The following is a 22998-nucleotide window of genomic DNA, read 5'->3' as shown; positions in this document are numbered from 1 at the left end:
GCCGAAACGAGCGTTATGGCCCGCCCCAATGGGCTGAGGTTGACCCCGTAACCCGGACACCGTCTTGGCGGGTTCCCTTGTCGGAGACCGCCGGAGAGGATGTCCTTGATGGGAACTTCGAAGAAGCGGAAGAGTTACACCCCGGAGTATCGGCGTGAGGCTGCGCATCTGGTGATCGACACCGGCCGCACGATCGCGGCGGTCGCGGCCGAGATCAACGTGGGTGCGCAGCTGTTGGGCCGTTGGGTCCAGGCCGAGCGGGACCGGATCGGTGCGCCGCCGGAGGCGCCGTTGGACGTGTCGGAGCGGGCCGAGCTGGAACGGCTGCGGCACGAGAACACCGAACTGCGGATGGACAACGAGTTCCTGGGAAAAGCCGCAGCCTTCTTCGCGGCGAAGAACACTCCCGGCAGGAGTGCTTCGAGGTGATCGACGCGGAGAAGGCGAACTACACGATCAGCCGGATGTGCCGGCTGATCGGGGTTGACCGGCGCCGCTACTACGAGTGGTGCAAGCGTCGTCGCGGCGGCCCGACTCGCGCCGAGCAGCGGCGGGCCGAGCTGACCGGCAAGATCGTCGAGTTCCACAAGGCTTCCGATCACACGTATGGGGCGCCGAGGATCCGCGCCGACTTGCAGGAGGCTGGGGAGACGGTGTCGCGCAAGACGGTCGCGAAGCTCATGCGGCAAGCCAAGATAGCCGGGATCAGTCCCCGGACCTGGCATCCGCCGACCACGGTGCCCGGCCCGAACCCCGACCCGGCACCGGACCTGGTCAAGCGCCACTTCGACAAGGGACACCGCGATGTCGCCTGGTTCTCCGATATCACCTACCTGTCCACTGGTGAGGGCTGGGCCTACCTGTGCGCGGTCCGTGACGGCCACACCCGCCGGGTCCTGGGCCGTGTCATCGCCGACCACCTGCGGGCCGATCTCGTCGAGGACGCGCTGCGTCAGGCCGTCGCTCTGCGCGGTGAGCTGCCCGGGAAGGTGATCTTCCACGCCGATAGGGGCTGTCAGTACACCAGCCAGCAGATCGCCGAGGTGGCCGGCCAGCTCGACCTGCTGCGCTCGATGGGACGCACCGGGGTGTGCTGGGACAACGCGGCAGCCGAGTCGTTCTGGTCGACGCTGAAGAACGAGTACTACCACCGGCACGTGTTCGCCACGATCGTCGAGGCCCGCCGCGGCGTCTATGCCTGGATCGACGGGTTCTACAACGCCCGCCGGCGCCACTCCAAGATCGGCTACCTCAGCCCACTACAGTACGAACACCACCTGGCCCGACAGACCGACCAGCCGGCCCTCCAGGCCGCCTGACCAAACAACCACCTGTCCGGATTTTGGGGTCAACCTCAGGGCGGCATAACGCTCGTTTCGGCGCGTGGGGTTGCGCGGTGGGTCTCGGCCATGGTCATAACGCATGTATCGCGGCGTGCGTCGCGCGGGGCGGGCTGCCGTGCTCGTGGGTGGCGCGCCGTCCGGGCCGTCGAACGAACTGCGGCAGGATGGACACATGCGGATCGACCTGCACACCCATTCCAGTGTCTCCGACGGAACCGACACGCCCACCCAGCTAATGCGCAAGGCTGTCGAAGCGGGCCTGGACGTGATCGGCCTGACCGATCATGACACTTTCGACGGCCTGCGCGAGGCGCGGCTGGCTGCGGACGCGGTCGGGGTCGTGCTCGTGCCGGGGCTGGAGATGTCGTGCAAGCTTGACGGTGTCAGTGTGCACCTGCTCGGCTACGGTTGCGACCCGCACTTCGAACCCCTGCTCGACGAGCTGGCCCGGGTGCGGGTGGGTCGTAGCGGACGGCTCCCCGACATGCTTGCCAAACTGGCCGAGCTGCAGATGCCGTTGACCGAGGCCGAGATTGCGCGGCAGGTGGGCGCCAGCCCGTCGCTGGGCCGGCCGCACGTGGCGGACGCCATGGTCGCGAAGGGGTATGTGAAAGACCGTCAGGAGGCTTTCGACCGGTTTCTGGGCGAGGGCTGCCCGGCGTATGTGCACCGCTACTCGTGCGACCTGCGGCGCGGCATCGAGCTGATCAGGCGGGCGAGCGGGGTGCCGGTCATTGCGCACCCGTGGGGTCGTGGTCGCGATCGCGAACTGACCCCGGCGGTGCTGTCGGAGTTGACCATGGAGTATCGGCTCGAGGGCGTCGAGGTGAACCATCCCGACCACGACGCCGCCACCCGTGAGCGACTCAGCGCGCTGGCGTCTCGGCTGGGTCTGCTGCAGTTGGGGTCGTCCGACCACCATGGCCTGGGCAAGGTGAACAACGAGCTCGGGTGTGACAGCACCGCGCCTGAGATGTATGCCGAGCTGGCCCGACGCATCCGCTCGCGCGGCGGTCAACTGTAATCGTCGAGAACTGCCGGGGACAGGCCCGTGAACCAAGAAGAACCGTCCCCCGAACGGTTCAGGGGACGGTTCTTCTTGGTTCAGCGAGCCGCGATCAGCCCTTCTCGCAGGCGATGCCGTCCTTGTCACGGTCGAGACTTTGGCGGTGGCCGATGATCTTCTTGTACAGCGACGTCGAGTGCTTGAAGTTGGTCACGCGCCTTCCGCTGGTGTGGTCTTTGGCACCGTTCTTGCCGACGCCGTGCTTGTACACCTTGTTGAGGGCGGTGCAGTTCTGAAATTTGTACTTGGACGCCGACTGCGGCAGCACGATGGCAGACAATCCCTCCGTCACCTGCGGCGTCGCAGCCTGTGCTGCCGGAGCGGCGACGGGCAGAATCGTCAGGCCGATTCCAGCGGCGGCAATGCCGAATATAATGGTGCGCACGATTTAGTTCCCCCGATTGTCAATAGTGATCCGGTGCTTTCCAAGAATAGTGTTTCGCGCAGTCACGAAGCGAACGCAGAATGTCGCCCCCGTGGGTGACCCGGGCCGCGAATCGCAACACCGTAGCGCGGCCTCAGGTTGGTGAAGTCGACCCGGGACGGGAGGCGGTCGCCCCAGGCGCAGGACGGTCGGTGCTAGCATCGGCTCATGCAGCGATCGACCGGCTGGCGCAGCCGCTGACGGCTCGCTGCAGTGACCCCTGGGCCGTCGAGTTCGACGGCCCTTTCGCATGCCCGTACCACGAACGAACGAGTGATCAACCATGACCCAAGCACCAGTGGGCGACGCTGGCGACGAACTCGCCGCATCGACCTCCGACGCGTCGTTGCGACGCACCGAGGCCCGCAGCGTCGAGATCGAGGCCCAGATCGCCATCGACCCGTCGAGGTTCCGGATCATGACCGGTGACCGTCCGACCGGTGCTCTGCACGTCGGGCACTATTTCGGGTCGCTCGCCAACCGGGTGCGGTTGCAGAACGCCGGGGTCGAGACCATCGTGTTGATTGCCGACTATCAGGTGATCACCGACCGTGACGGCACCGGCCCGATTCGCGAGCGGGCCATCAACATGGTGGCCGACTATCTGGCCATCGGCATCGATCCGGTCCGCAGTACGATCTATGCACACTCGGCGGTTCCGGCGCTGAATCAGTTGTTGTTGCCCTTCTTGTCGCTGGTCACCGACGCCGAGTTGCGTCGCAACCCCACAGTGAAAGCCGAGCTCGAGGCGACCGGCGAGCGTCCGATGTCGGGTCTGCTGCTTACCTACCCGGTGCACCAGGCCGCCGACATTTTGTTCTGCAAGGCGAACCTGGTGCCGGTGGGCAAGGATCAACTGCCGCATCTGGAGCAGACCCGGGTGGTGGCCAGGCGTTTTGACGAGCGCTACGGGCGGGCGAACCCTTCCGAGCCGGTGTTTCCGCAGGCTGAGGCGCTGCTCAGCAAGGCGCCCACAGTGCTGGGCATGGACGGCACCAAGATGAGCAAGTCCAAAGGCAACGTGATCGAACTGGGCATGGACGCCGACACCACGGCACGGCTGATCAAGAAGGCGGTGACCGACTCTGATCGGCATATCACCTACGACCCGGTGAACCGGCCCGAGGTATCGAACCTGCTGATGCTGGCCGCGCTGTGCCGCAACGGCGACCCGGTTGCGATTGCCGATGAGATCGGCGACGGTGGCGGCGGCGGGTTGAAGAAGGTGCTCACCGCGGCGGTCAACGACTTCTTCGCGCCGATCAGGGCCAAGCGCGCCGAACTGGTCGCCGACCCGGGGTATCTGGTCGGAGTGTTGCGCGAAGGGAATGCCCGCGCGAACGAGATCGCCGAGGCCACGCTCGCCGAGGTGCGCCAGGCCATGGGCATGGTGTACTGACGCCCGATCGACTCCTTCGGTGATTGCGCGCGTTCACGGCGGAAGCGCTGAACAACTCATGCACCGCTGGTTGAGCCTGTCGAAACCCTTGCCAGCGACGGGCCGCGGCTTCGTCCACGGATCGGCATGGGGTGATTCAGCGAATCCCCGCGTGAGAGCGCCATATGCGAGGTCTTGACAGGCTCGATCATTGAGAATCAGTGGTTCGTTCGCCAGCAACCACCGCTGGCTGAGTTGGTCGAGAGCCGCTTACGGCAAGCGGCAGATCCGAGGTGTTGACAGGCTCGATCAGCGACAATCCGTGGTTCGGGCGCCGGTCAGAACCGGTACCCGATGATCCGTTGATTGGCGTCGCGGGTGTAGGTGGGGATCAGAAACAGATCGACCAGCAGTGCGACACCCACGACGATCACACCCAGCCCCAACCAGCCGAGCAGCACCGTGAGCAGCAGATAGGTGATGCCCTGGCCCACGCGGCCGAGGTAGAAGTGGTGGACCCCGAAGAAGCCGAGAAAGAACCAGAGCACATACGCGATGCCTGCCGATTTGGCCGCCACCACGGGTTGAATGATCGGTTGGTACACGACGTGCCACCCCGGCCCAGGCTGCAGGTGCTGGGCGGTGCGCGGGTCGAACTGCGGCGGTGGCGGGTATGCCCGCAGCGGCGCTGGCGAACTCGGGGGAGGGGTGAAGTGCGGCTGATCGTAGGCCGCGGGCCGCCCGTAGGGCGTCGGACGAGCGGACGGCTCCGGTTGGTAGAGCGGAAACTGCACCGTCGGAGTCGCATCGGCGGCCCAGCCAGGCGCTGGCTGGGCGGGCTCCGGCCGTGTCGCGGGGTACTGCTCGGTCGCGTCTCGATGGTACCGGGATGCACGGGTCGCCGATCGGGCTGATGCGCGGGGACCGCTTGAGACGGTCTACAAGGCGCCGAGCGGCGCGAACGCCGACCGGGCTGATGCGCGGGGACCGCACCGAGCCTCCGAACCCGCTCAACGCCGACGTGGGACTCTTCATCGAAGCGCGGGGGCGTCCGGTTCAGGAAGCGCCGAGTGAGGCAGCCACCGTTTGTTGGGGAAGAGCTCCGCAATGCGCCCGCCGCTGGTTGAGCCTGTCGAAACCCCTAGTGAGGGCACTCCGTTTGAGGTTTCGACACGCTCGACCAGCGAAGAATCAGCGTTTCCCCAGCGCTGGTCGAAGCCTCTTTATAGGGGCGCGTCCGAGGTGTTCGTCAGGCTCGCGCCTGGTCGCTGAGCAGGTGTTCGGCCCGCGGCGACACCATCCCCGATGGGTGGAACTACCGGCCGTTGGCGCACGGTGTGGCATAATGACCCTCAGGACGAGCCTGCACCAGTGGGTTCACCCGATTCGGTGTCGAGGTGACAGCTCGATACACCGGCTCACTCGACCGCGACGGCGACGACCGCGGGGGTGGGTGCGGTGACGAATCCAGTCCACAGGCTTTGCCACTTCGGTGGCCACATCGGCGGCACACCCCACGCCGCAAAGAGGAGAGCACATGCTCGACGAACAAACTCCCACACCTGCAGCCGACGACTCTGCGGCGACCCCGACCGTCACGCCCCGTCGGCGGCGCTCTGCCAGTCGTCCAGCCGGCCCGCCCGCAGGCGCGAACCAGGAGCCGACTGTCGAACCCGCGCCGGCCGCCGACGAACTGCCCAGCGTTCCCGATGCCGAACCGCACGCCGTTGCCGACGCCGACGAAGCGCCGGTGGTTGCCGCCGCCGCTGATTTGCCCGCTGTTTCGGCCCTCGACGAAGCGCCGGTGCTTACCGCTGCCGGCGAAGGCGACCTGTCCGAAGTCATGCCCGCCGGCGAGTCGCAGCCGGAGTCGCCCCCCGCTGCCAAGCGTCGCCGTAGCACCCGCGCCCCGAAGGCTGCCGCACCACTTATCGAGGTGGTCGAGACCGCTGTCGCGGTGCCCGCCGACCAGCCGGAGCCGCTGAGCCTCGATGAGCTGCCGACCTTGGATGACCTTGCGCCCACACCGGCCGAACCGCGCAGTCGTCGCCGCCGGGCCAAGGCCGACCCAACGTCCGAGTCGACGCCGGCTGTGACACCGGGCGATCCGATCGAAGAGACGCTGGGCGAGCTGACCCGCACCGGTCGACGCACCCGACGCAGCAAGGTCGACGAGATTGAGGCCGCGCGGATGCTGGACGAACTGGCCGCTGCGATCAGCGGCCAGGCTGGCGCCCTGGAGCAACTCGATGCAGGGGACCACCGCGACGAGGGGAACGACCCAGGCGCGATCGTCGTCGCTGACGATGCTGAACTCGCTGACGCCGGCCAGAGCACCGACGAGGAGCCTGCCGAGAACGAATCGGCCGACGAGGCGGACGGCATCGATGAAGCGGACGACATCGACGAGGCGGACCAGACCGGCGATGACGACATCGTGGACGAGGGCAGCCCGCGCCGGCGTCGCCGGCGCCGCGGCGGACGCCGACGCCGCCGGGGCGGTAGCGGTGACAGTGCCGAGGCCACCGAAGCCGACTCCGAAGATTCCGACGACGAGTCGTCCGACGCTGAAGGCGCCGACGCTGAAGGCGCCGACGGTGACGCCGAAGGCGCCGAGCCCGTCGAGACGTCTGGATCGACCCGGCGGCGTCGCCGCCGCCGGCGCCGCGGCGAAGACACCACAGGAGCCGACGACGACCCGTCCGACGTGGTGGTTCGGGTGCGTGAGCCGCGCCGGCAGAAGAGCAGCAGCGACGAGGTCACCGGCATCGACGGTTCCACCCGCATGGAGGCGAAGCGGCAGCGACGGCGTGAAGGCCGGGCCGCCGGACGCCGCCGGACGCCGATCTTGTCTGAGGCCGAGTTCTTGGCTCGCCGCGAGTCCGTTGATCGCAGCATGCTGATTCGCCAGGCTGACGATTACACCCAGATTGCCGTGCTCGAGGACGGCATTCTGGTCGAGCACTACGTCGACCGGGCGTCCGCCGCCTCGATGATCGGCAACGTGTACCTGGGCAAGGTGCAGAACGTGCTGCCCTCGATGGAGGCCGCCTTCATCGACATCGGCCGCGGCCGTAATGCCGTGCTGTACGCGGGCGAGGTCGACTGGGAAGGGTTCGGCGTCACCGGCGGCGACCGCAAGATGGAGAAGGTCTTCAAGTCTGGCCAGAGCGTGCTGGTGCAGGTGACCAAAGACCCGGTCGGCGCCAAGGGTGCCCGGCTCACCGCTCACGTGTCGGTTCCCGGGCGCTACGTGGTGTACTCGCCGAGCGGCCAGCTTTCCGGAATTTCGCGCAAGCTGCCCGAACCGGAGCGGAACCGGTTGAAAGGCATTCTCGAAGAGCTGGTCGGCGACACCGCCTCGGTGATCGTGCGTACCGCTGCCGAGGGGGCGTCCGAAGAAGAGTTGGTGCGCGATGTCAACCGGCTGAAGGCGCAGTGGGAGGCTATCGAGAAGAAGGTCAAGGCCGGCAAGTCGCCCGAGCAGTTGTACGCCGAGCCCGACCTGACCGTGCGGATCGTCCGTGACCTGTTCACCGAAGACTTCGGCACTCTGATCGTCGATGGCAATGGCAAGGGCGAGGACGCCTGGGACACCGTCGATGCCTATGTCACTCACGTGGCCCCTCACTTGAAGGAACGGCTGCAGCACTGGAACCGCGACGAGCAGGGTGACCTGTTCGAAACCCACCGGATCAATGAGCAGATTGCCAAGGCGTTGGAGCGCAAGGTGTTTCTGCCGTCCGGCGGCTCGCTGATCATCGATCGCACCGAGGCCATGACGGTGATCGACGTGAATACCGGCAAATTCACCGGCACCTCGGGCAACCTCGAGGCGACGGTCACGTCCAATAATTTGGAGGCGGCCGAAGAGGTGGTGCGCCAATTGCGGCTGCGCGACATCGGCGGCATCATCGTGATCGACTTCATCGACATGGTGCTGCCCGCGAACCGCGATCTGCTGCTGCGCCGGCTGGTGGAATGCCTGGGCCGTGACCGCACCCGCCACCAGGTGGCCGAGGTGACGTCGCTGGGCCTGGTGCAGATGACCCGCAAGCGCATCGGCACCGGGTTGGCCGAGGCGTTCACCGTGACCTGCGAAACCTGCCACGGCCGTGGGTATCACCGGCACGACACCCCGGTCGACACCCAAGCGCCGTCGGACGGGGGAGAGCGCGAGTCCGGACGCCGGCGCCGCTAGGGAAAACGCTGACCTTTCGCTGGTTGAGCTTGTCGAAACCCATCGCCGCGGCGTTGCGTCCGGGGTCTCGACACGCTCGACCAACGAAAAGCAGCGACCGCTGGTTGAGCTTGTCGAAACCCATCGCCGCGGCGTTGCGTCCGGGGTCTCGACACGCTCGACCGACGCAGCGACCGCTGGTTGAGCTTGTCGAAACCCGTCGTGGCGGCGTTGCGTCGGGGTCTCGACACGCTCGACCGACGAAAATCTGCGTCTCTCGAACTTCTTGCCGCTCGTACGGGTGGGGGAGCGGCACATGGTTGGGCGAGCGATTGTGCCGACCGGCGAGCGCCGTGCCGCACGGGCAAGACGCAGGTGAGACGGCCGCCCACCAATTGCGCTTCCGGTCGTAGGGTCGGAAGGAAAGGAGACCCTCCAATATGACTATGACAAGGGCGTCCGCCCCACCGCTGAACAGCCCCGCTCGAGTGATCACGGCCAGCCTGGTCGGCACCACGATCGAGTTCTACGACTTCTACGTCTACGCCACCGCCGCGGTGCTGGTGTTCCCGGCGCTGTTCTTTCCCACCGGCAACCCCACCACCGCCCTGATCGCATCGTTCGGGGTGTTCGGCGCCGCCATGGTGGCCCGTCCGATCGGCGCGATCGTCTTCGGCCATCTGGGCGACAAGCGCGGACGCAAGACCACTCTGGTGATCAGCCTGATCACCATGGGCATCGCCACGTTTCTGATCGGGATGTTGCCGACGTTCGCCACCGCCGGCCTGCTGGCACCGATCATGCTGCTGGTGCTGCGCCTGACCCAGGGTTTCGCGCTCGGCGGCGAATGGTCGGGCGCGGCGCTGGTTGCCACCGAGAACGCGCCGGACGGCAAGCGGGCCTGGTACGGAACCTTTCCGCAACTCGGTGCACCGTTGGGGTTCATCATCGCCAACGGCCTGTTCTTGATCATCAACTTCTCGCTGCCGCACCCCGATAATCCGCTGCTGAAGTCGGAAGCATTTCTCAACTGGGGCTGGCGGGTGCCGTTTCTGTTCTCGGCCGTCATGGTGATCATCGGCTTGTGGGTTCGGCTCAAATTGGTCGAGTCCGAGGCGTTCGTGAAGGCCGGAAAGCGCGGCAAGCTTCGCAAGCTGCCGCTGGGCGACACGCTTCGGCACCACTGGCGTGAGGTAGTGCTGGGCACCTTCATCATGCTGGCCACCTACGTGCTCTTCTACCTGATGACCAGCTTCACCCTGACCTACGGCACCGCCAAGACCGACGCCACCCCCGGCGGGCTCGGCTTCAGCTACACCAGTTTCGTGTTGATGCAGATCATCGGAGTCGTGTTCTTCGGCATCTTCACCCTGCTGTCTGGCCCGTTCGCCGACGTGATCGGCCGCCGCAAGCTGTTGATCTGGACGACGGGGGCCATCATCGTGTTCGGGCTCAGCTTTCCGCTGTGGTTGCGACCGCATGCCGACGCCGCCTTCGCCGGTGCGATGGTGCAGGCGTTCCTGATCTTCGGGTTCCTGCTGATGGGCACCACGTTCGGTCCGATGGGTGCACTGCTGCCCGAGCTGTTCCCGACCAACGTGCGTTACACGGGCTCGGCCATCGCCTACAACTTGTCGAGCATTCTGGGTGCCGCGCTGGCACCGATCATCGCGGTGGCGTTGTGGGCCTCCGCCGGCGGTAGCACCTGGATGGTCGGAGTTTACTTGGCCGGTGCCAGCGTGCTCACCCTGATCGCGCTGCTGCTCAGCCGCGAGACCAAGGATGTCGACTACTCGGCGGCCTCGATCGACGACGAGGTCGCTGTTCGGGTCGAGAACGACGGCGCCTCGCTCTGAACGATCTGAATCGTCGGGTGAAGACGGTGGGTTCTCGCTTGCCGCGGTCGCAGTGCACGGGGTGTTTCACCACGCGAAGCGCAGATTTGCGTTGGTCGAGCTTGTCGAGATGTCGGATACATCGCTCCGGCAAGGCTTCCACAAGCTCGACCAGCGGTGGTTGCGGTGCATGGGCTGCTCGGCGGTCTGTCGCTGGTCACGCCACCAGCAGGCTGACGGAGTGGATCGCCAGGCCGGCCAGGCAGCCGACCACAGTGCCGTTGATCCTGATGAACTGCAGGTCGCGGCCGATGTGTAACTCGATCTTGCGGGCCGCATCCTTGCCGTCCCAGCGTTCGATGGTGTGGCTGATCACGGTGGACAGCTCGGCGCCGTAGGTGCGTACCACGAAGGCGGCGGCGTCCTCCAGCCTTGCCTCCAGGCGGGCACGCAGGGCATCGTCGGCCAGCAGCGAGGCGCCGAAGCGCTGCACCATCTGCACGGCGCGCAGCCTAACCCCAGAGGTTTCGTCGGCCAGGGCAGCATCAAGTGAGCCGCACACCGTGGCCCACAGGCTGACGATGGTCTGGGCGGTCTGCGGATGCTCCAGCAGGCGTCGCTTGAGCTGCTCGGCCCTTGTGGCGAGCATCGGGTCGTGCTGCAGGTCGTGCGCCACCTGGCCGAGCAGATCGTCCAACGCGGCCCGTGCCTTGTGGTTGCGGTCGGAGCGCACGTCCCACAGCCACTCCGAGGCCTGGTCGAAAGTCCACCGGGTCACCCGTCGGTTCACGAAGCCGGGCGCCCAGCGTGGTGCCCGCTCACCGACGACCTGGCTGAAGGTCTCGGGGTGACGGCGTAGCCAGTCGTGCAGTTCGCCCACCACCAGATCAACAAGGCCGTGATGGGCGCCGTCGCGTACCACGGCGTCGAGCAGGTCGCCGACGACGCCGGCCAGAGGTTCGTCGGCCAAGTGGGGGACCACCACCTCGCCGATCAGCCGCGCAACGTCGTCATCTGACACGCGTGCCAGAGTCGCTCGTGCCAGTCGCGACCCCTCGGCCACGATTCTGGCCGCGTGCGCGTCGTCTCGCAGCCATTCGCCGACCGTGGTGCCGACCTGGGCCGACGCCACCCGTTCGCGGATGATCGCCTGGGTGAGGAAGTTCTCGGTGACGAAGTCCTGCAGGTTGCGGGCGATGTCGTTCTTGCGCCTCGGAATGATTGCCGTGTGTGGAATGGGTAGCCCCAGGGGGTGGCGGAACAGGGCGGTGACCGCGAACCAATCGGCCAGCGCGCCCACCATGGCCGCCTCGGCGCCGGCGTTCACGAAGCCCCACACCCCGTCGTGCGGCACGTGCAACGTTGCCAGATAGACGACTGCGGCCAGCCCCAGTAACGCCAGCGCGAGGGTCTTCATGCGTCGCAGCCGCTCGGCCCGCTGCTGGTCGGGGGGCGACATGCGTGCGATCGACACTCGCCCAGGATTTCAGCAGTCCGCGTGCCCGGCTAGCAAGACACACGGCCTACGCGTGCGCATGCCTGTGGCCACCGGCGAGTTCCACTCACGGCGGTTTGCCGAGCAGCAGGGGTGGCTGCCGTCTATCCTGGGCCGACAGAATTCAGGAGCGCGCCATGAGCCAGACCCCGTACCCACCCACCCAACCCGAACCTTCGCAGCCGCCGGCCGGCGGCCACACGTTCTCGCAGTACCCGCAGCAGCCATACCCCCAACAGGACGGTTATGGGCAACCGAGCGGGTCGCAGCAGTTCCACGACCGCCCGGGCCAGCCTTATCAGGTGCCGTCGCCGGGCTATGGCATGGCCATGGTTCCGCAGGGTAACCCGTACGCACCCCAGGCGCTCGCACCGTACGGAGTCGACCCGCTGACCGGGCTGCCGTACTCAGACAAGAGCAAGCTGGTGGCCGGGCTTTTACAGATCTTTTTGGGTGGCCTGGGCATCGGCCGGTTCTACCTGGGCAACGCAGGCGTTGCAATCGCCCAGATCGTGGTCACTTTCGTTACGTTCGGCTTCGGCGCTCTTTGGCCGCTGATCGACGGCATCGTGCTGCTGGCCGGCCAGCCGCGGGACAGGGCAGGACGCCCGCTGCGACCCTGATCGACACACTGATCGCGGCCTGTGCACCGGCGAGGCTCGACCAGCAGCACGCTTTGTCAGCGACGTGTTGTCTGCGCGGAGCGGGCTGGTCGATCTTGTCGAGACCTCGGTCAATAGGCTGTGGCTAGGGGTTTCGACAAGCTCAACCAGCGGTGGACGCTTTGACCAGTACGTCCCTAAGCTCAACCAGCGGTGGACGCTTTGATCAGTACGTCCCCAGGCGCACTCCGTTTGAGGTCTCGACACGCTCGACCTGCGAATAATCAGTGTTTCCCTTCCGGTGATCGGGCGCGACAGGCTCGATCAGTGAAGGGGATCGAGGCGGATCGGGCCGAATCTGCATCGAGATCGTCGGCGCGCTGTCACGGCACGTTGCGCCGCAGGTCGTCCAGCCACAGCGTCGCCGAGACATCGGACGGCATCCGCCAGTCGCCGCGCGGGGACAGCGAGCCGCCGCGCACCACCTTGGGCCCGTTCGGCAGCGCCGAGCGCTTGAACTGAGCGAAGCCGAAGAAGCGGCGCAGGAATACCTCCAGCCACTTCTTGATCGTGGGCAGGTCGTAGGCCACCCGTTTGTCGCCGGGGAAGCCTTCGGGCCAGTCGCCCCGGGCGGCGTCCGACCAGGCGTGCAGGGCTAGGAACGCGATGGTCGAGGGCAGAGTGCCGTGCCGCAGCACGTGGTAAAGCGTGAAGTCCTGCAGGTTGTACGGGCCGATGGAGGCCTCGGTCGACTGCGGCTTCTCGCCCGGCGTGGTGGGAACCAGCTCGGGGGTGATCTCGGTGTCGAGAATGGCCCGCAGGACGGTGCCGACCTCTGCGCTGAACTGCCCGGAGCCGGTCACCCAGCGAATCAGGTGTTGCATCAGCGTCTTGGGCACCCCTGCGTTGACGTTGTAGTGACTCATCTGGTCACCGACCCCGTAGGTGCACCAGCCCAGCGCCAACTCGGACAGATCCCCCGTGCCGAGCACGATGCCGCCGCGCTGGTTCGCCAGCCGGAACAGGTAGTCGGTGCGCAAGCCGGCCTGCACGTTCTCAAAGGTGACGTCGTAGACCGGCTCCCCATCGGCAAAGGGATGGTCGAGCTCAGCCAGCATGGTGCGCGCGGTACCGGTGATGTCGAGCGTCGCGAACGTCACCCCCAGGGCTTGCGACAACAGGGTGGCGTTGTTCTTGGTGTGGTCCGAGGTGGCGAACCCCGGCATGGTGAACGCCAGAATGTCGCTGCGCGGCCGGCCCAGCCGATCCATCGCCTGGGCGGCCACCAGCAGGGCGTGGGTGGAGTCCAGGCCGCCGGACACCCCGATGACCACCTTGGGCTGGCCGGTGGCCCGAAGCCGTTGCTCCAGGCCGCTGACCTGAATGTTGTAGGCCTCGAAGCAGTCCAGGGCCAGCCGGTCCGGGTCGGCCGGCACGAACGGAAACCGGGCGACGTCGCGCCGCAGCCCGAGGTCACCGGAGGGCGGGTTGAGAGTGAAGCCGACCCAGCGAAAGCCGTTCACCCGCTCGGCGTGGGCCCGCCGGTTGTCGTCGAAGGTGCCCATGCGAAAGCGTTCCTGCTGCAGCCGGGCCGTGAACACGTCGGCCACGGATGCCCGCGGGCCCTTCGGAAAACGCTCCGACTCGGCCAGCAGCGTGCCGGTCTCATAGATCATGGTCTGGCCGTCCCACGAAAGGTCGGTGGACGATTCGCCCTCGCCGGCCGCCGCGTACACGTAGGCGGCCAGGCAGCGCGAGGAATTCGCGGCGCACAACTGGTGCCGCTCCACCGATTTGGCCACCGTGATCGGCGAGCCCGACAGATTGGCCAGCACCGTGGCCCCGGCCAGCGCGGCCTCGGCGCTGGGCGGAATCGGTACCCACATGTCTTCGCAGATCTCGACGTGCAGCACGAAGTGCGGCAGGTCGTCGGCGGCGAACAGCAGGTCGGGGCCGAACGGCACGTCGACGCCGGCCACCCGGATCTCGCCGGTCACGTCGTCGCCGGGCGCGATCTGCCGGCGCTCGTAGAACTCGCGGTACGTGGGCAGATACGACTTGGGCACCACGCCGAGAATCTCGCCCCGGTGAATCACCACCGCACAGTTGTAGATGCGGTGCAGGCTGCGCAGCGGCGCACCGATCACCAGCACGATGTCGAGGTCGGACGAGCCGTCGGCCACGGTGCCTACGGCGGCGTCGGCAGCCTGCAACACGGCATCCTGCAGCAGTAGGTCTTCGATCGAATATCCGGTCAGGCAGAGCTCCGGGAACACCGCTAGCGCCACGCCGTCGGCGGCCAGCTCACGGGCCTGGGCGAGAATCGCGGCGGCGTTTGCTTCGGGCTGCGCCATGGCGACCGGCAGGGTCGCGGCAGCCACCCGAACGAACCCGTGGTCATACAGGTTGCTGAACTCCATCGACCCTCCATGCGGTATGCGCCGGTGCGTGAGGCCAGCATGTCAGAAGTCGATCATCGGCCGATCGTGCGCTCGTCCGTGCGGTGCGGTCATGATCCCAGGGCTCACCCTGGCCCGCGGACGCAGGGCCAAGACAACACGCCCGTGCCTCACCGCTGAACGCTGCCCATCGGGCACTCAGTCGCCGCCGCCCCCGAAGTCGCCGCCCCCGAAGCCGCCCCAGTCGCCACCGCCGAAGTCGCCGCCCCAACTGCCGCCCGAGTCGACTGCTGAGAAGTCGCTGCCGCCCAGGTCGCCGAAAGCACCGCCGGCATCGGCGCCCAGTCCGTCGATGGTGCCGGAGTCGAACATGCCGCCGTCACCGAACGCATCGCCGAACCCGGCCCCGTCGAAGGCCCCGTCCAGCCCAGCCCCCTCCAGCCCGGCCCCGGCCAGGCCGGCACCGTCGAAACCGTCCATCGCCGAGAACATGGCCAGGGTGAACATGGCGTCGTGCACACCCCAGCCGACCACGCCCAGCCAGAGCACGTCGAGGTCGTCGTCGTAACCATCGGCGCGGGCCTGGGCGGCCAGGTCGCCGAACACCTTGGTCCAGTGCGCGGCCACACCGAGCACGATCGCCCAGGGCAGATACTTGGAGAAGATTTCAGCGGCCTCTTCGTAGGCGAACTGTTCCTTCTCGGCCGTTTCGAGGTAGCGCTTGAAGCCCAGTGTCTGAATGCGCAGTGCGGTGCCCTCGGCCGTGCGTACCGGACGCTGGTTGCTGCGTGAGCCGATCACGGCCGCGCCGAGCGCCGCCAGCACGCCGGCCCCGGTCAGCCAGCCGGCCCCGGTAACGAAGCTCAGCAGCAAGAGCAGGCCGGCCGCGATCCAGACGATGCGTACCGGCTGCATCCCGGTGACCAGTCTGAAGTAGCCCTGTTCGTACGACTGGTTGGCCAGTGCGTACTGGTGGTCGTTGAAGGCGTGGTTGCCCTGGCGAGGCAGGCTCGACAGCCGCATGTCGGGGCCGCCGGTGAACAGCGCGTGCAGTAGCTCCTGCTCGATCGGGTCGGGGACGTCGTTCACCGGCGCGGCGTCGGCGACGTGCAACTCCCAGTCCTTGCCGCCACGGGCAGAAGGGTCTTCGACCACGGTGATGGTCAGGTGCCCGCGCGCGGCCAGGTCGACGATGGTGGCCATCACGTCACGGCTCTCCGGCTTGCCGTCGACCACGGTGCCGGCCAGACCGGGCCGGACGCCCCGGGGCGGGCTGAACGCCACCGCGACCTCGCCGGTGTACTCGCCGCCGCCGGGCACCGGCACGCGCTGGTCGGCCTGGCCCGGTGCGGGGGCCAGGCCGGGGGTGAGCCCGGCGAACAGTTCGTCGGCGAATTTCCGTTGCTGGGCGCGCCACGCCCACACCAGAAGCAGCACCACCGCGACACCGGCCACGACCCACATCCACGTCATGGCTCCATAGTGGCAGGTGCGGGGTAACCGGCCCGGTTGCGAGAATGCCGCCATGACCCAGCTCACCCTCGACACGCCGCTCGGACCTTGCCGGTTGACGATCTCGGCAGCCGACCGACCGCGGGCCGTGCTGCTGCTCGGCCATGGCGCCGGGGGCGGCATTGAGGCATTCGACCTGGCCGCGCTGGCACGGGGGTTGCCGCCGCTGGGGGTGACGGTGATCCGGCACGAGCAGCCGTGGCGGGTGGCCGGCCGCACGACCGTGGCCCGTCCGAACCTGGTCGATCAGGGGTGGGGTGGGGCGCTCGATGCCGTGCTGGCCGACTTTCCCACACTGCCGCTCTGGGTCGGCGGACGCTCCGCCGGTGCCCGCGGAGCCTGCCGAGGTTTCGACAAACGACAGGCCGGCGTGGTGTGCCTGTCGTTTCCGCTGCACCCGCCGGGGCGTCCGGACGTCTCGCGAATCGGCGAACTCGCCGGCGTCACCGGCCCGGTGCTGGTGGTGCAGGGCGAGCGCGACCCGTTCGGATCGCCGCAGAGCGTGCGGGAGGCGGCGCGGGCGGCCGGGGGAGCGCAGCCGGTGGTGGTCGGTGTGCCCGGCACCCACTCGTTCAGCAAGCGGGCCGACGTGGCCGAGGCGATCGTGGCGGCGGTCGCGAAGTTCGTCGGCGGGTGACCAAGCCGATGCGCTGTGACCAACCCGCTGGTCGAGCTTGCGGGTGACCAACCCGCTGGTCGAGCTTGTCGAGACCGCTTTTGCTGGGCGGCACCGTTGGCCCAGTTCGTCGAGATGGTCCGAGTGGGGCGGCGGGGTTTCGACAAGCTCAACCAGCGGTGGTCACGTTGATGACGGTTTCCCTCCGGGCCCCATGCGTCCTTGCCTGGGTGCCTACCAACCGGCGCCGTAGCACTGGAACGTCGAGAGCAACTCGGGATGTTTCGCAGTCGCCGCGGCCAGCGCGTCCGCAGGCGGTGAACCCTTGGCGAGTTCGACGTGCATCTCGGGCAGGATCACAGCCGCCACCTCGTCGGACACTGACGCCGGCGAGGCGATCACGCACCGGGCTCCGGCGTGCAGCCAGGCGGTGGTGAGCCCCAGCAGTTCGTCGCCGCGGCGAATGGTGGTGGCGCCCAGTTCACACGCCGACAGGATCACCGTCTCGGGGACCTGCGGCAACTGGTCGAGGTCGTAGCCGAACCAAGGGCCGTCCACCAATTCAAGCGTGCTGAAGAGCGGGTTGTCGGCCACGTGATGGCCGTGGGCGGCGAGATGAAGCAGGTCAACGGACCCGGCCATTGCGCCCACGGCGTCGGCCGTTGCCTGCGCTCCGACGAGCACCCGGGCATGTGGCCAGCATCTGGCCGCTTGGGTGACCTCCTCACCGGCGCGCGGCAGCCGCGGGCCAGCCGCGAAGCCGGCCGTCGCGTACTCGTGAGGTCTGCTCCTCGCTGTCACCCAGGCGGACGCGCTGCGTGGAATTGTCACCGAACGGCCGGCCAGCGACGGTATCAGCGTCCACGGCAGGCCGGAGAACACCCCGAGCGGGTTGATCACCACACGACTGCCGCGCAGGTACGAGCCGAGAGGCTGGAGGATCGCATTGTCGAGTCCGCTCAGTCGCTCCCGCAGTGACTCGCTCACCGCTTTCGCGATCATCGGCGGCAGTTCGGACGCGGCTACATCAAGATCGGCGGGCAGCCCAGCCACCAACGCACGCAGTTCGGCGGTGGGGCACAGCCTCACCAGCCGGCTTCTGGTGGGTGTCACCACCAGGGCAAAGGCATCCGGTTCGACGTTGAAGAGCGCCACGAAGGTGGCCTCGCAGGCCGCCAACTCGGCCTGGAGCCGGCCCAGGGTGACCAACTCGTGCAGTTCCGCCGTACCCTCACCCATCCATGACCGCTCACGCACGGCTCGCAACAACTGGTCTCGCTCGTGGATGTCCTCCGGGGTGGGGTCATCCTGCTGGCTCAACGCGCGCAGTCGGGTCAGCTGGGCGGCGAGTTCCGGATTCGCCGGCGGACGGAGCGGGTTGAGCCGACCGGTGAGCGCACCGGTGCGTTCCACCCACTGGTGGATCACGCCGGGCCGTCCGGTGCTTACCGCCAGACGCAGACCCCGTTCGAGCAGCGGCTGGGCATGGCTGGCTGCCGAAGTCTGCAGATCGAGGCTGCCGAAGGTGGCTTGCCAACCGGAGAGTTCGTCGAGCGCATCGCGGACGATCCGCAGCGCCCTTCCGGTAGTCCCGGACTGCTCTGCCTTTCGGGCGCGCAGGTTGGCGGCGATCAAGCGAAGCGGCACGGGAGTTCCGGCTGAGAGTCGCAGGGTGGTGGCGCGGTGGCCGGCGGCGGCGAGCAAGAGTTGAATCAACTGGGCGTCGCGACGCATGTCGAGCCGGCGAAGGTGGTCCGCCAGCGCCTCGGCCTGGCCCTGGTCTGCGACGCCACGGGCCAGATCGCAGGCGGCCTTGATCGCTCGCGACCGCAGTGCCTGTTGGGGCGCGCCCGCCTTTTCGAAGCGGTTGGCCGCCCGCCCCGCGACTCGGGCAGCCTCAGCCGGGTCGTCCCGAGCCAACAACTGGGCAAGGGTCAGTTCCGCGCCGGCTTGGCGCAGAAGCTGACGCCTGGCACCGAACTGCGCAGCCGCCCGACGCAACAGTTGCTCGGCCTCGTCATGCAGACCCGCCGCAATCAGCGCCTCCGCGTGGTCCTGGTCCGACACGGGCAGGAGATCGGGTGACTCTCGCGCCAGGATGTCGTACGACTCCGACATCAGGCGCAGAGCATGAACCAGATCTCCGGCCAGCATGTGCGCGTAGCCGAGGTTGCCTTTGGCTTTACCTTCACCCACAACCAAGCCGAGGAGGCGGAACTGCTGCACTGCCATGGCAAAGTCTGCGATGGCCGCTTCGATCTGGCCCTGGTCGAGGTAGATGTTCCCGCGGTTGATCCCGATCCGGGCCAGCTCCTCCGGTTCGTCAGCCAGCAGCGGCTCGGCCGTCGCATAGTCGGCTAGGGCACCCTTGACGTCGCCGCGGCGAATGCGGATCAGGCCACGTTGTGAGTACAACATCCCTCGCTCGCCAGGCGGTAGGTCGTGCGACTCCCTGATTGTCGTGGTGAGCAAGCGGACACCACCTGCCGCATCGCCCAGTTCGGCTTCAGCGTACCCAAGGCCGCGATTGATTGCTGCGGCCAGTGAGGCGTCCGGGTTTAGCTGTAACGCCTTGTGGAACAGCCGTCTTGCCTCGCGAAATCGACCGCGGCCGTTGGCCTTGACGGCCAACGCATGGAAGTCTTTGGCGCTTGGCACAGCGTCATGTTGGCACGGTCCTCAGATGATCGTCACGCGCGCAACTCGCTGTTGGCCTCGATCGCGCTCCAGCCGCGCTGGACGGCGGTCCGCCGGACCTCGGCCTCCGTTGCGGGCATCGACTGGAGCAGAGCCCGGGCGATCCGTCCCGCGAGCAATGGGGCGGCGAAGGAAGTTCCACTCCACACACCGAATCCGGCCGAGAAGTTGTCAGGGTCGAGTGCTTCGCGGGTGCGGCCTTGATATGTCACGCGTGCGACCGGTAGGTATCCGCCGTTCCAGGTCGGCAAGGTGCTGAGCAGAGCGACCCCGGGAGCCCACGCTCGCACCCACGGACCCGTGTTCGAGAAGATCGCGTCGGTGCCGTTGGGGTTGAGAGCGCCGACGCTCACCAAGGGCAGAACATCGGACCGAACCGGAAGAGCGAGAGGCGGCACCGGGTCCACTTGCCAAGGCGCCAGCGCGGCAGGGAACTGGGGCCGTGCCGTCGCGTCATTGCCGGCTGACACGACGACCGTCACGCCCATCGCGCCGAGGGCGCCGAGCATGAGGCGGGCGGTTTCCACGGCGTCGGTGTCCTCGGCGGTCTCGTGGTAATAGCCCATGGATAGCGAGAGCACGTCGATGCGGTGTCCCGACGGGTCGCCCGCGCGGTAGGCCTGTACCAGTTTCACCACCTGGGCTATCGCTCGTTCCCAGTCGGACTCGGCCACTGGGCCCTCAGCGCTGACCAACCGCCAACTAAGGATGTCGGCGTCGGGGCAGGCTTGGTGAATGAGTCCGGCGATGAAGGTGCCGTGGCCCGAGTAGGTGTCCAGCATTCCGTCCAGGGGCCCGGCGATGTCGCCGTGAACCTCTGGATCCGTGTTCGGGTCGGTCCAGCCAATCGGTCCCTCCATCTGAACCGACTCGTCCACCACGCCGTTCAGCCAAGGGTGAGTGGTGTCACAGCCGGAGTCCAAGATGGCGACGACCGGGCGAAGCCCGGGGAGTTCGTCGTCCGAGCGGCGGCAAGGTCGCGGCCCGACATAGTTGACGGGGTTACGGCCGTCGGAGCGCAGCGGGACGGTGTTCGGGTCGAAGTGGGGGTTGGGGTCGAAGTGCGGGTTGGGGTCGAAGTGGGGGTTGGGGTCGAAGTGCGGGTTGGGGTCGAAGTGCGGGTTGGGGTCGAAGCCGGGAGCAGAGGTGAACACACCGTGGTCCAAGCCCACACCTTGGGCGGCGTCGCGGTCGACGGCCCGGGCAAGTTGCAGCAGAACCCAGGCGTCCGGCGCAGACGCGGCCCTTCCCTCGAATACCTCGATCAGCACGCGAGCACGTCCCAGGGTGATCTGCTGGGAAGGATCACGAGGGTTGACGATCGTCAGTTCCCACGGCTTGAAGTCGTCGTCGACTACAACGTCCCAGCCCTTGCCCTCGCCCACCTTTCTCAGAAGGTGCAGCGACTCCTCGAGCTTCGCCGCGGGCACCAGAAGCCGGTCGCTTACGTACACGGTCGCGCGCGGCGTGACGCCCTTAATCTTCATGGCGGTGCTCGGATCCAGGACGCGACCCGATAAGAGATCGACAAGGTCGCGTGGGGGTGCCACCGGGTCACGATCCATCGGATCTCGACGGGGTTTGGGCGCCGCTACGGCCTTCTCTTCATGTGCCTTCGGGGTGCAATCGCTCATCGGTCAGATCCTCGGAGGTCGGCGGACAGGGGCTCAGATCTCGAACAGGGTGGTGCGGAACTCAGAATCGCTACCGGCCGACAGGTCGAGCCGACTCAGCCCGGCCGGCACCTTGGCGAACTCGAAGCGGCCGTGGTTGCCGATCGGCGAGGTGGCGGTGCCGGGCTCCTGCCACAGCGATGCGGTCAGTTCTGCGAGTTCGCCCTTGACGTCAGCGGTTCGGGTCACCCAGCCGTCGATGCGGCGATGAGTGCCGTCCACCGGCGAGACCCGCAGCATCACGGTGAGGCCGGGGCCGGTGAACTCGATGGTCAGCTTCTGGTCCTCGCCGCTGCGCACCCCGGCGAGCTGCTGCGAGCGATGCACCATGGTGAGCAGCTCATACTCAAGCTCCAGATCGTCCAGGGCGACGGCGACGAGAATCTTTTCGGTCAGTCCGGTGGGTACCGGATCGAGTTCTTCGAACGTCCGCTTCAGGGCGGCCAACATGGGGTCACGGTCAGAGCCATTCATAGCTGGCCACCTTTCTCGAGCGAGCTGCGCAGTTTGTCGAGGCAGCGGCGACGGGTGGGCCCGATGCTGCCGATCGGCATGCCCAGGGACTGGGCCAGACCCGCGTAATCGGGGCGGTCGTCGAAGGCCACGATGCGCAGCAACCGCTGGCATCGCTCGTCGAGGGTCTGCACGTGCTGCCACAGCGCCGAACTCGCCAACTGCTCCATGGCGCTGGCCTCGGCCGGCGCCGTGTGCGGCAAGGCGGCGGCCAACTGGGTGTCTTCGACCGCAAATGCCTTGGCATCGGTCGACTTGGCCCGCCAGGCGGTGCGCCGGGCGGTGGTCAGCAACCAGCCCCCGATGGCCACGGCCTCGAGCACCTGATGACTATTGCGGACGAGCGCCAGCCAGGTGTTCTGCACGGCGTCCTCGGCCGCCGCTTGGCTGAGCCCGTAGGCCCGCACGGTGTGCCACAGCACGGGGGTCATCAGTTTGACGAGTTCGTCCAGTGCGGCTGTGTCGCCGCCCTGCCAACGTCCGAAGCAGGCAGCGGCCCGAACCCAGACGGAGGTTTCCGCCGCGCCCGATCGTCCTGCCACATCAGATGCAGCCATCGGTGTCCCTGTTCCCACACACGTCAGGAGACCCTCCCGGTGCTCCTGATACCTGCGCAGCGCTGAGATGCTGCTCACCCCATTTCGGTGTAGGAGCAACCTACCGTTTGGGGAGTCCCGCTGGGAGGGGACTCTGAGGGGATGGCTGACACCTCACGCATCTGCCTCACCTCGATCAGCTCTCGGGCCTGGGAGCACCCGGCCGACCGGGGCGCGCTGATCGAGATGATCCTGCCGCAAGCGCCGAGCAACACGCTCACCGCTGGTTGAGCTTGTCGAAACCCCTTGCCGGAGCCGCTTATACGAGGTCTCGACAAGCTCGACCAGCGAAATCAGCGCCTCCCTAGCTTGCGCAGGCGCCAGATCGCGCCCGTGGCCACTGCCGCATCGGTGAGCCCGGCGGAATATCCTCTGGTGCTCGTCGGGGGCGGGTTCTACGATGACAGCCGGACGATGTCGTCCACCCGCTCACGAAGGAGACTCAGATGGCAGGCAAGTTCGAGGTCTACGAGGACGCGGCCGGCAAGTTCCGCTTCCGGCTCAAATCCGGCAACGGTGAGGTGGTCGCTACCGGGCAGGCCTACACCACGCTGGCCGGGGCCAAGGCGGGGGTCTCCGCCGTTCAACGTGCGGCCGATGGTGCGGCGGTCGTAGAGCTCGAGAAGGAGTAGCTCCGGCCCGTCGGTTTGACCCTCTTCGCGCTGGGCA

The 22998-nt window shown here is 67.3% G+C and carries 18 protein-coding genes; 9 read left to right on the top strand and 9 right to left on the bottom strand.

The window, feature by feature from the left end; genetic code table 11:
- Positions 1-105 precede the first annotated feature (105 nt).
- Both QM721_RS07715 and QM721_RS07710 read left to right on the top strand, forming a co-directional pair.
- Positions 106-1319, top strand: a protein-coding gene (locus tag QM721_RS07715) for an IS3 family transposase (RefSeq protein ID WP_415120634.1) whose coding sequence is annotated in 2 segments (ribosomal slippage) — positions 106-378 and positions 381-1319 — 1212 coding nt in all. Because the reading frame shifts where the segments join, the coding sequence is not laid out codon by codon here.
- Positions 1320-1515: 196 nt separating this feature from the next.
- Complete coding sequence (locus QM721_RS07710) at positions 1516-2367, top strand: PHP domain-containing protein (protein WP_415121039.1); 852 nt, start codon at positions 1516-1518, stop codon at positions 2365-2367.
- A 94-nt stretch (positions 2368-2461) separates the two neighbouring features.
- On the opposite strand, the gene QM721_RS07705 is transcribed toward QM721_RS07710, so the two are convergent.
- Entirely contained in the window at positions 2462-2794 is a 333-nt protein-coding gene (locus tag QM721_RS07705) for an excalibur calcium-binding domain-containing protein (RefSeq protein ID WP_415120632.1), read from the bottom strand.
- Positions 2795-3116: 322 nt separating this feature from the next.
- Here QM721_RS07705 and trpS point away from each other — a divergent pair, with 322 nt between their 5' ends.
- Positions 3117-4232, top strand: a complete 1116-nt coding sequence (gene trpS, locus QM721_RS07700) for a tryptophan--tRNA ligase (protein ID WP_415120630.1) — start codon at positions 3117-3119, stop codon at positions 4230-4232.
- 317 nt (positions 4233-4549) lie between these two features.
- Here the strand turns inward: trpS and QM721_RS07695 are convergent, their stop codons facing one another.
- Entirely contained in the window at positions 4550-5005 is a 456-nt protein-coding gene (locus QM721_RS07695) for an NINE protein (RefSeq protein WP_415120628.1), read from the bottom strand.
- 743 nt (positions 5006-5748) lie between these two features.
- Between QM721_RS07695 and QM721_RS07690 the strand changes: the two genes are divergently transcribed.
- A complete protein-coding gene (locus QM721_RS07690) occupies positions 5749-8412 on the top strand; it encodes an Rne/Rng family ribonuclease (protein ID WP_415120626.1) in 2664 nt (887 codons plus the stop codon).
- 419 nt (positions 8413-8831) lie between these two features.
- Complete coding sequence (locus QM721_RS07685; protein ID WP_415120624.1) at positions 8832-10247, top strand: MFS transporter; 1416 nt, start codon at positions 8832-8834, stop codon at positions 10245-10247.
- A gap of 196 nt (positions 10248-10443) precedes the next feature.
- On the opposite strand, the gene QM721_RS07680 is transcribed toward QM721_RS07685, so the two are convergent.
- The gene (locus QM721_RS07680) at positions 10444-11700 is read right to left on the bottom strand and encodes a DUF445 domain-containing protein (protein ID WP_415120622.1); all 1257 of its coding nucleotides are present in this window, start codon (positions 11698-11700) and stop codon (positions 10444-10446) included.
- Positions 11701-11858: 158 nt separating this feature from the next.
- Here QM721_RS07680 and QM721_RS07675 point away from each other — a divergent pair, with 158 nt between their 5' ends.
- Entirely contained in the window at positions 11859-12344 is a 486-nt protein-coding gene (locus QM721_RS07675) for a TM2 domain-containing protein (protein WP_415120620.1), read from the top strand.
- Between the two features lie 362 nt (positions 12345-12706).
- Here QM721_RS07675 and QM721_RS07670 read toward each other — a convergent pair whose 3' ends face one another.
- Positions 12707-14743, bottom strand: coding sequence for an NAD(+) synthase (locus QM721_RS07670; RefSeq protein WP_415120618.1), 2037 nt, complete (start codon positions 14741-14743; stop codon positions 12707-12709).
- Positions 14744-14920: 177 nt separating this feature from the next.
- Positions 14921-16195, bottom strand: a complete 1275-nt coding sequence (locus QM721_RS07665; protein WP_415120615.1) for a DUF2207 domain-containing protein — start codon at positions 16193-16195, stop codon at positions 14921-14923.
- Positions 16196-16247: 52 nt separating this feature from the next.
- On the opposite strand from QM721_RS07665, the gene QM721_RS07660 reads away from it, so the two are divergent.
- Positions 16248-16871, top strand: a complete 624-nt coding sequence (locus QM721_RS07660) for an alpha/beta family hydrolase (protein WP_415120613.1) — start codon at positions 16248-16250, stop codon at positions 16869-16871.
- Between the two features lie 213 nt (positions 16872-17084).
- Here the strand turns inward: QM721_RS07660 and QM721_RS07655 are convergent, their stop codons facing one another.
- The 4 genes from QM721_RS07655 to QM721_RS07640 all read right to left on the bottom strand — a co-directional run bounded on the left by QM721_RS07655 (position 17085) and on the right by QM721_RS07640 (position 22290).
- Positions 17085-19268 (bottom strand): CHAT domain-containing protein, encoded by a 2184-nt coding sequence (locus QM721_RS07655; protein WP_415120611.1) that lies wholly within the window; start codon positions 19266-19268, stop codon positions 17085-17087.
- Positions 19269-19540: 272 nt separating this feature from the next.
- On the bottom strand, positions 19541-21034 hold the full coding sequence (locus QM721_RS07650) for a S8 family peptidase (RefSeq protein ID WP_415120609.1): 1494 nt from the start codon (positions 21032-21034) through the stop codon (positions 19541-19543).
- 180 nt (positions 21035-21214) lie between these two features.
- Entirely contained in the window at positions 21215-21694 is a 480-nt protein-coding gene (locus QM721_RS07645) for a hypothetical protein (RefSeq protein ID WP_415120607.1), read from the bottom strand.
- On the bottom strand, positions 21691-22290 hold the full coding sequence (locus QM721_RS07640; protein WP_415120605.1) for an RNA polymerase sigma factor: 600 nt from the start codon (positions 22288-22290) through the stop codon (positions 21691-21693). Before QM721_RS07640 ends, QM721_RS07645 begins: the two co-directional genes overlap by 4 nt.
- Before the next feature lie 141 nt (positions 22291-22431).
- On the opposite strand from QM721_RS07640, the gene QM721_RS07635 reads away from it, so the two are divergent.
- Both QM721_RS07635 and QM721_RS07630 read left to right on the top strand, forming a co-directional pair.
- On the top strand, positions 22432-22560 hold the full coding sequence (locus QM721_RS07635; RefSeq protein ID WP_415120603.1) for a hypothetical protein: 129 nt from the start codon (positions 22432-22434) through the stop codon (positions 22558-22560).
- Positions 22561-22775: 215 nt separating this feature from the next.
- Positions 22776-22961, top strand: a complete 186-nt coding sequence (locus QM721_RS07630) for a YegP family protein (protein ID WP_415120601.1) — start codon at positions 22776-22778, stop codon at positions 22959-22961.
- Positions 22962-22998: the final 37 nt, after the last annotated feature.

This window comes from Micropruina sp. (assembly GCF_047602085.1).
GTDB lineage: Bacteria > Actinomycetota > Actinomycetes > Propionibacteriales > Propionibacteriaceae > Micropruina.
The sequence above is the reverse complement of the archived record's forward strand: the minus strand, read 5'-3'. Positions and strand labels throughout refer to the sequence as shown.

What these genes read in the sequence shown, in the direction of transcription:
- QM721_RS07630 (WP_415120601.1), top strand. Translation starts at nt 22,776, where the DNA reads ATGGCAGGCAAGTTCGAGGTCTACGAGGACGCGGCCGGCAAGTTCCGC.
- trpS (WP_415120630.1), top strand. Translation starts at nt 3,117, where the DNA reads ATGACCCAAGCACCAGTGGGCGACGCTGGCGACGAACTCGCCGCATCG.
- QM721_RS07645 (WP_415120607.1), bottom strand. Translation starts at nt 21,694, where the DNA reads ATGAATGGCTCTGACCGTGACCCCATGTTGGCCGCCCTGAAGCGGACG.
- QM721_RS07685 (WP_415120624.1), top strand. Translation starts at nt 8,832, where the DNA reads ATGACTATGACAAGGGCGTCCGCCCCACCGCTGAACAGCCCCGCTCGA.
- QM721_RS07675 (WP_415120620.1), top strand. Translation starts at nt 11,859, where the DNA reads ATGAGCCAGACCCCGTACCCACCCACCCAACCCGAACCTTCGCAGCCG.
- QM721_RS07670 (WP_415120618.1), bottom strand. Translation starts at nt 14,743, where the DNA reads ATGGAGTTCAGCAACCTGTATGACCACGGGTTCGTTCGGGTGGCTGCC.
- QM721_RS07690 (WP_415120626.1), top strand. Translation starts at nt 5,749, where the DNA reads ATGCTCGACGAACAAACTCCCACACCTGCAGCCGACGACTCTGCGGCG.
- QM721_RS07650 (WP_415120609.1), bottom strand. Translation starts at nt 21,034, where the DNA reads ATGAAGATTAAGGGCGTCACGCCGCGCGCGACCGTGTACGTAAGCGAC.
- QM721_RS07635 (WP_415120603.1), top strand. Translation starts at nt 22,432, where the DNA reads ATGGCTGACACCTCACGCATCTGCCTCACCTCGATCAGCTCTCGGGCC.
- QM721_RS07660 (WP_415120613.1), top strand. Translation starts at nt 16,248, where the DNA reads ATGACCCAGCTCACCCTCGACACGCCGCTCGGACCTTGCCGGTTGACG.
- QM721_RS07655 (WP_415120611.1), bottom strand. Translation starts at nt 19,268, where the DNA reads ATGTTGTACTCACAACGTGGCCTGATCCGCATTCGCCGCGGCGACGTC.
- QM721_RS07665 (WP_415120615.1), bottom strand. Translation starts at nt 16,195, where the DNA reads ATGACGTGGATGTGGGTCGTGGCCGGTGTCGCGGTGGTGCTGCTTCTG.
- QM721_RS07710 (WP_415121039.1), top strand. Translation starts at nt 1,516, where the DNA reads ATGCGGATCGACCTGCACACCCATTCCAGTGTCTCCGACGGAACCGAC.
- QM721_RS07640 (WP_415120605.1), bottom strand. Translation starts at nt 22,290, where the DNA reads ATGGCTGCATCTGATGTGGCAGGACGATCGGGCGCGGCGGAAACCTCC.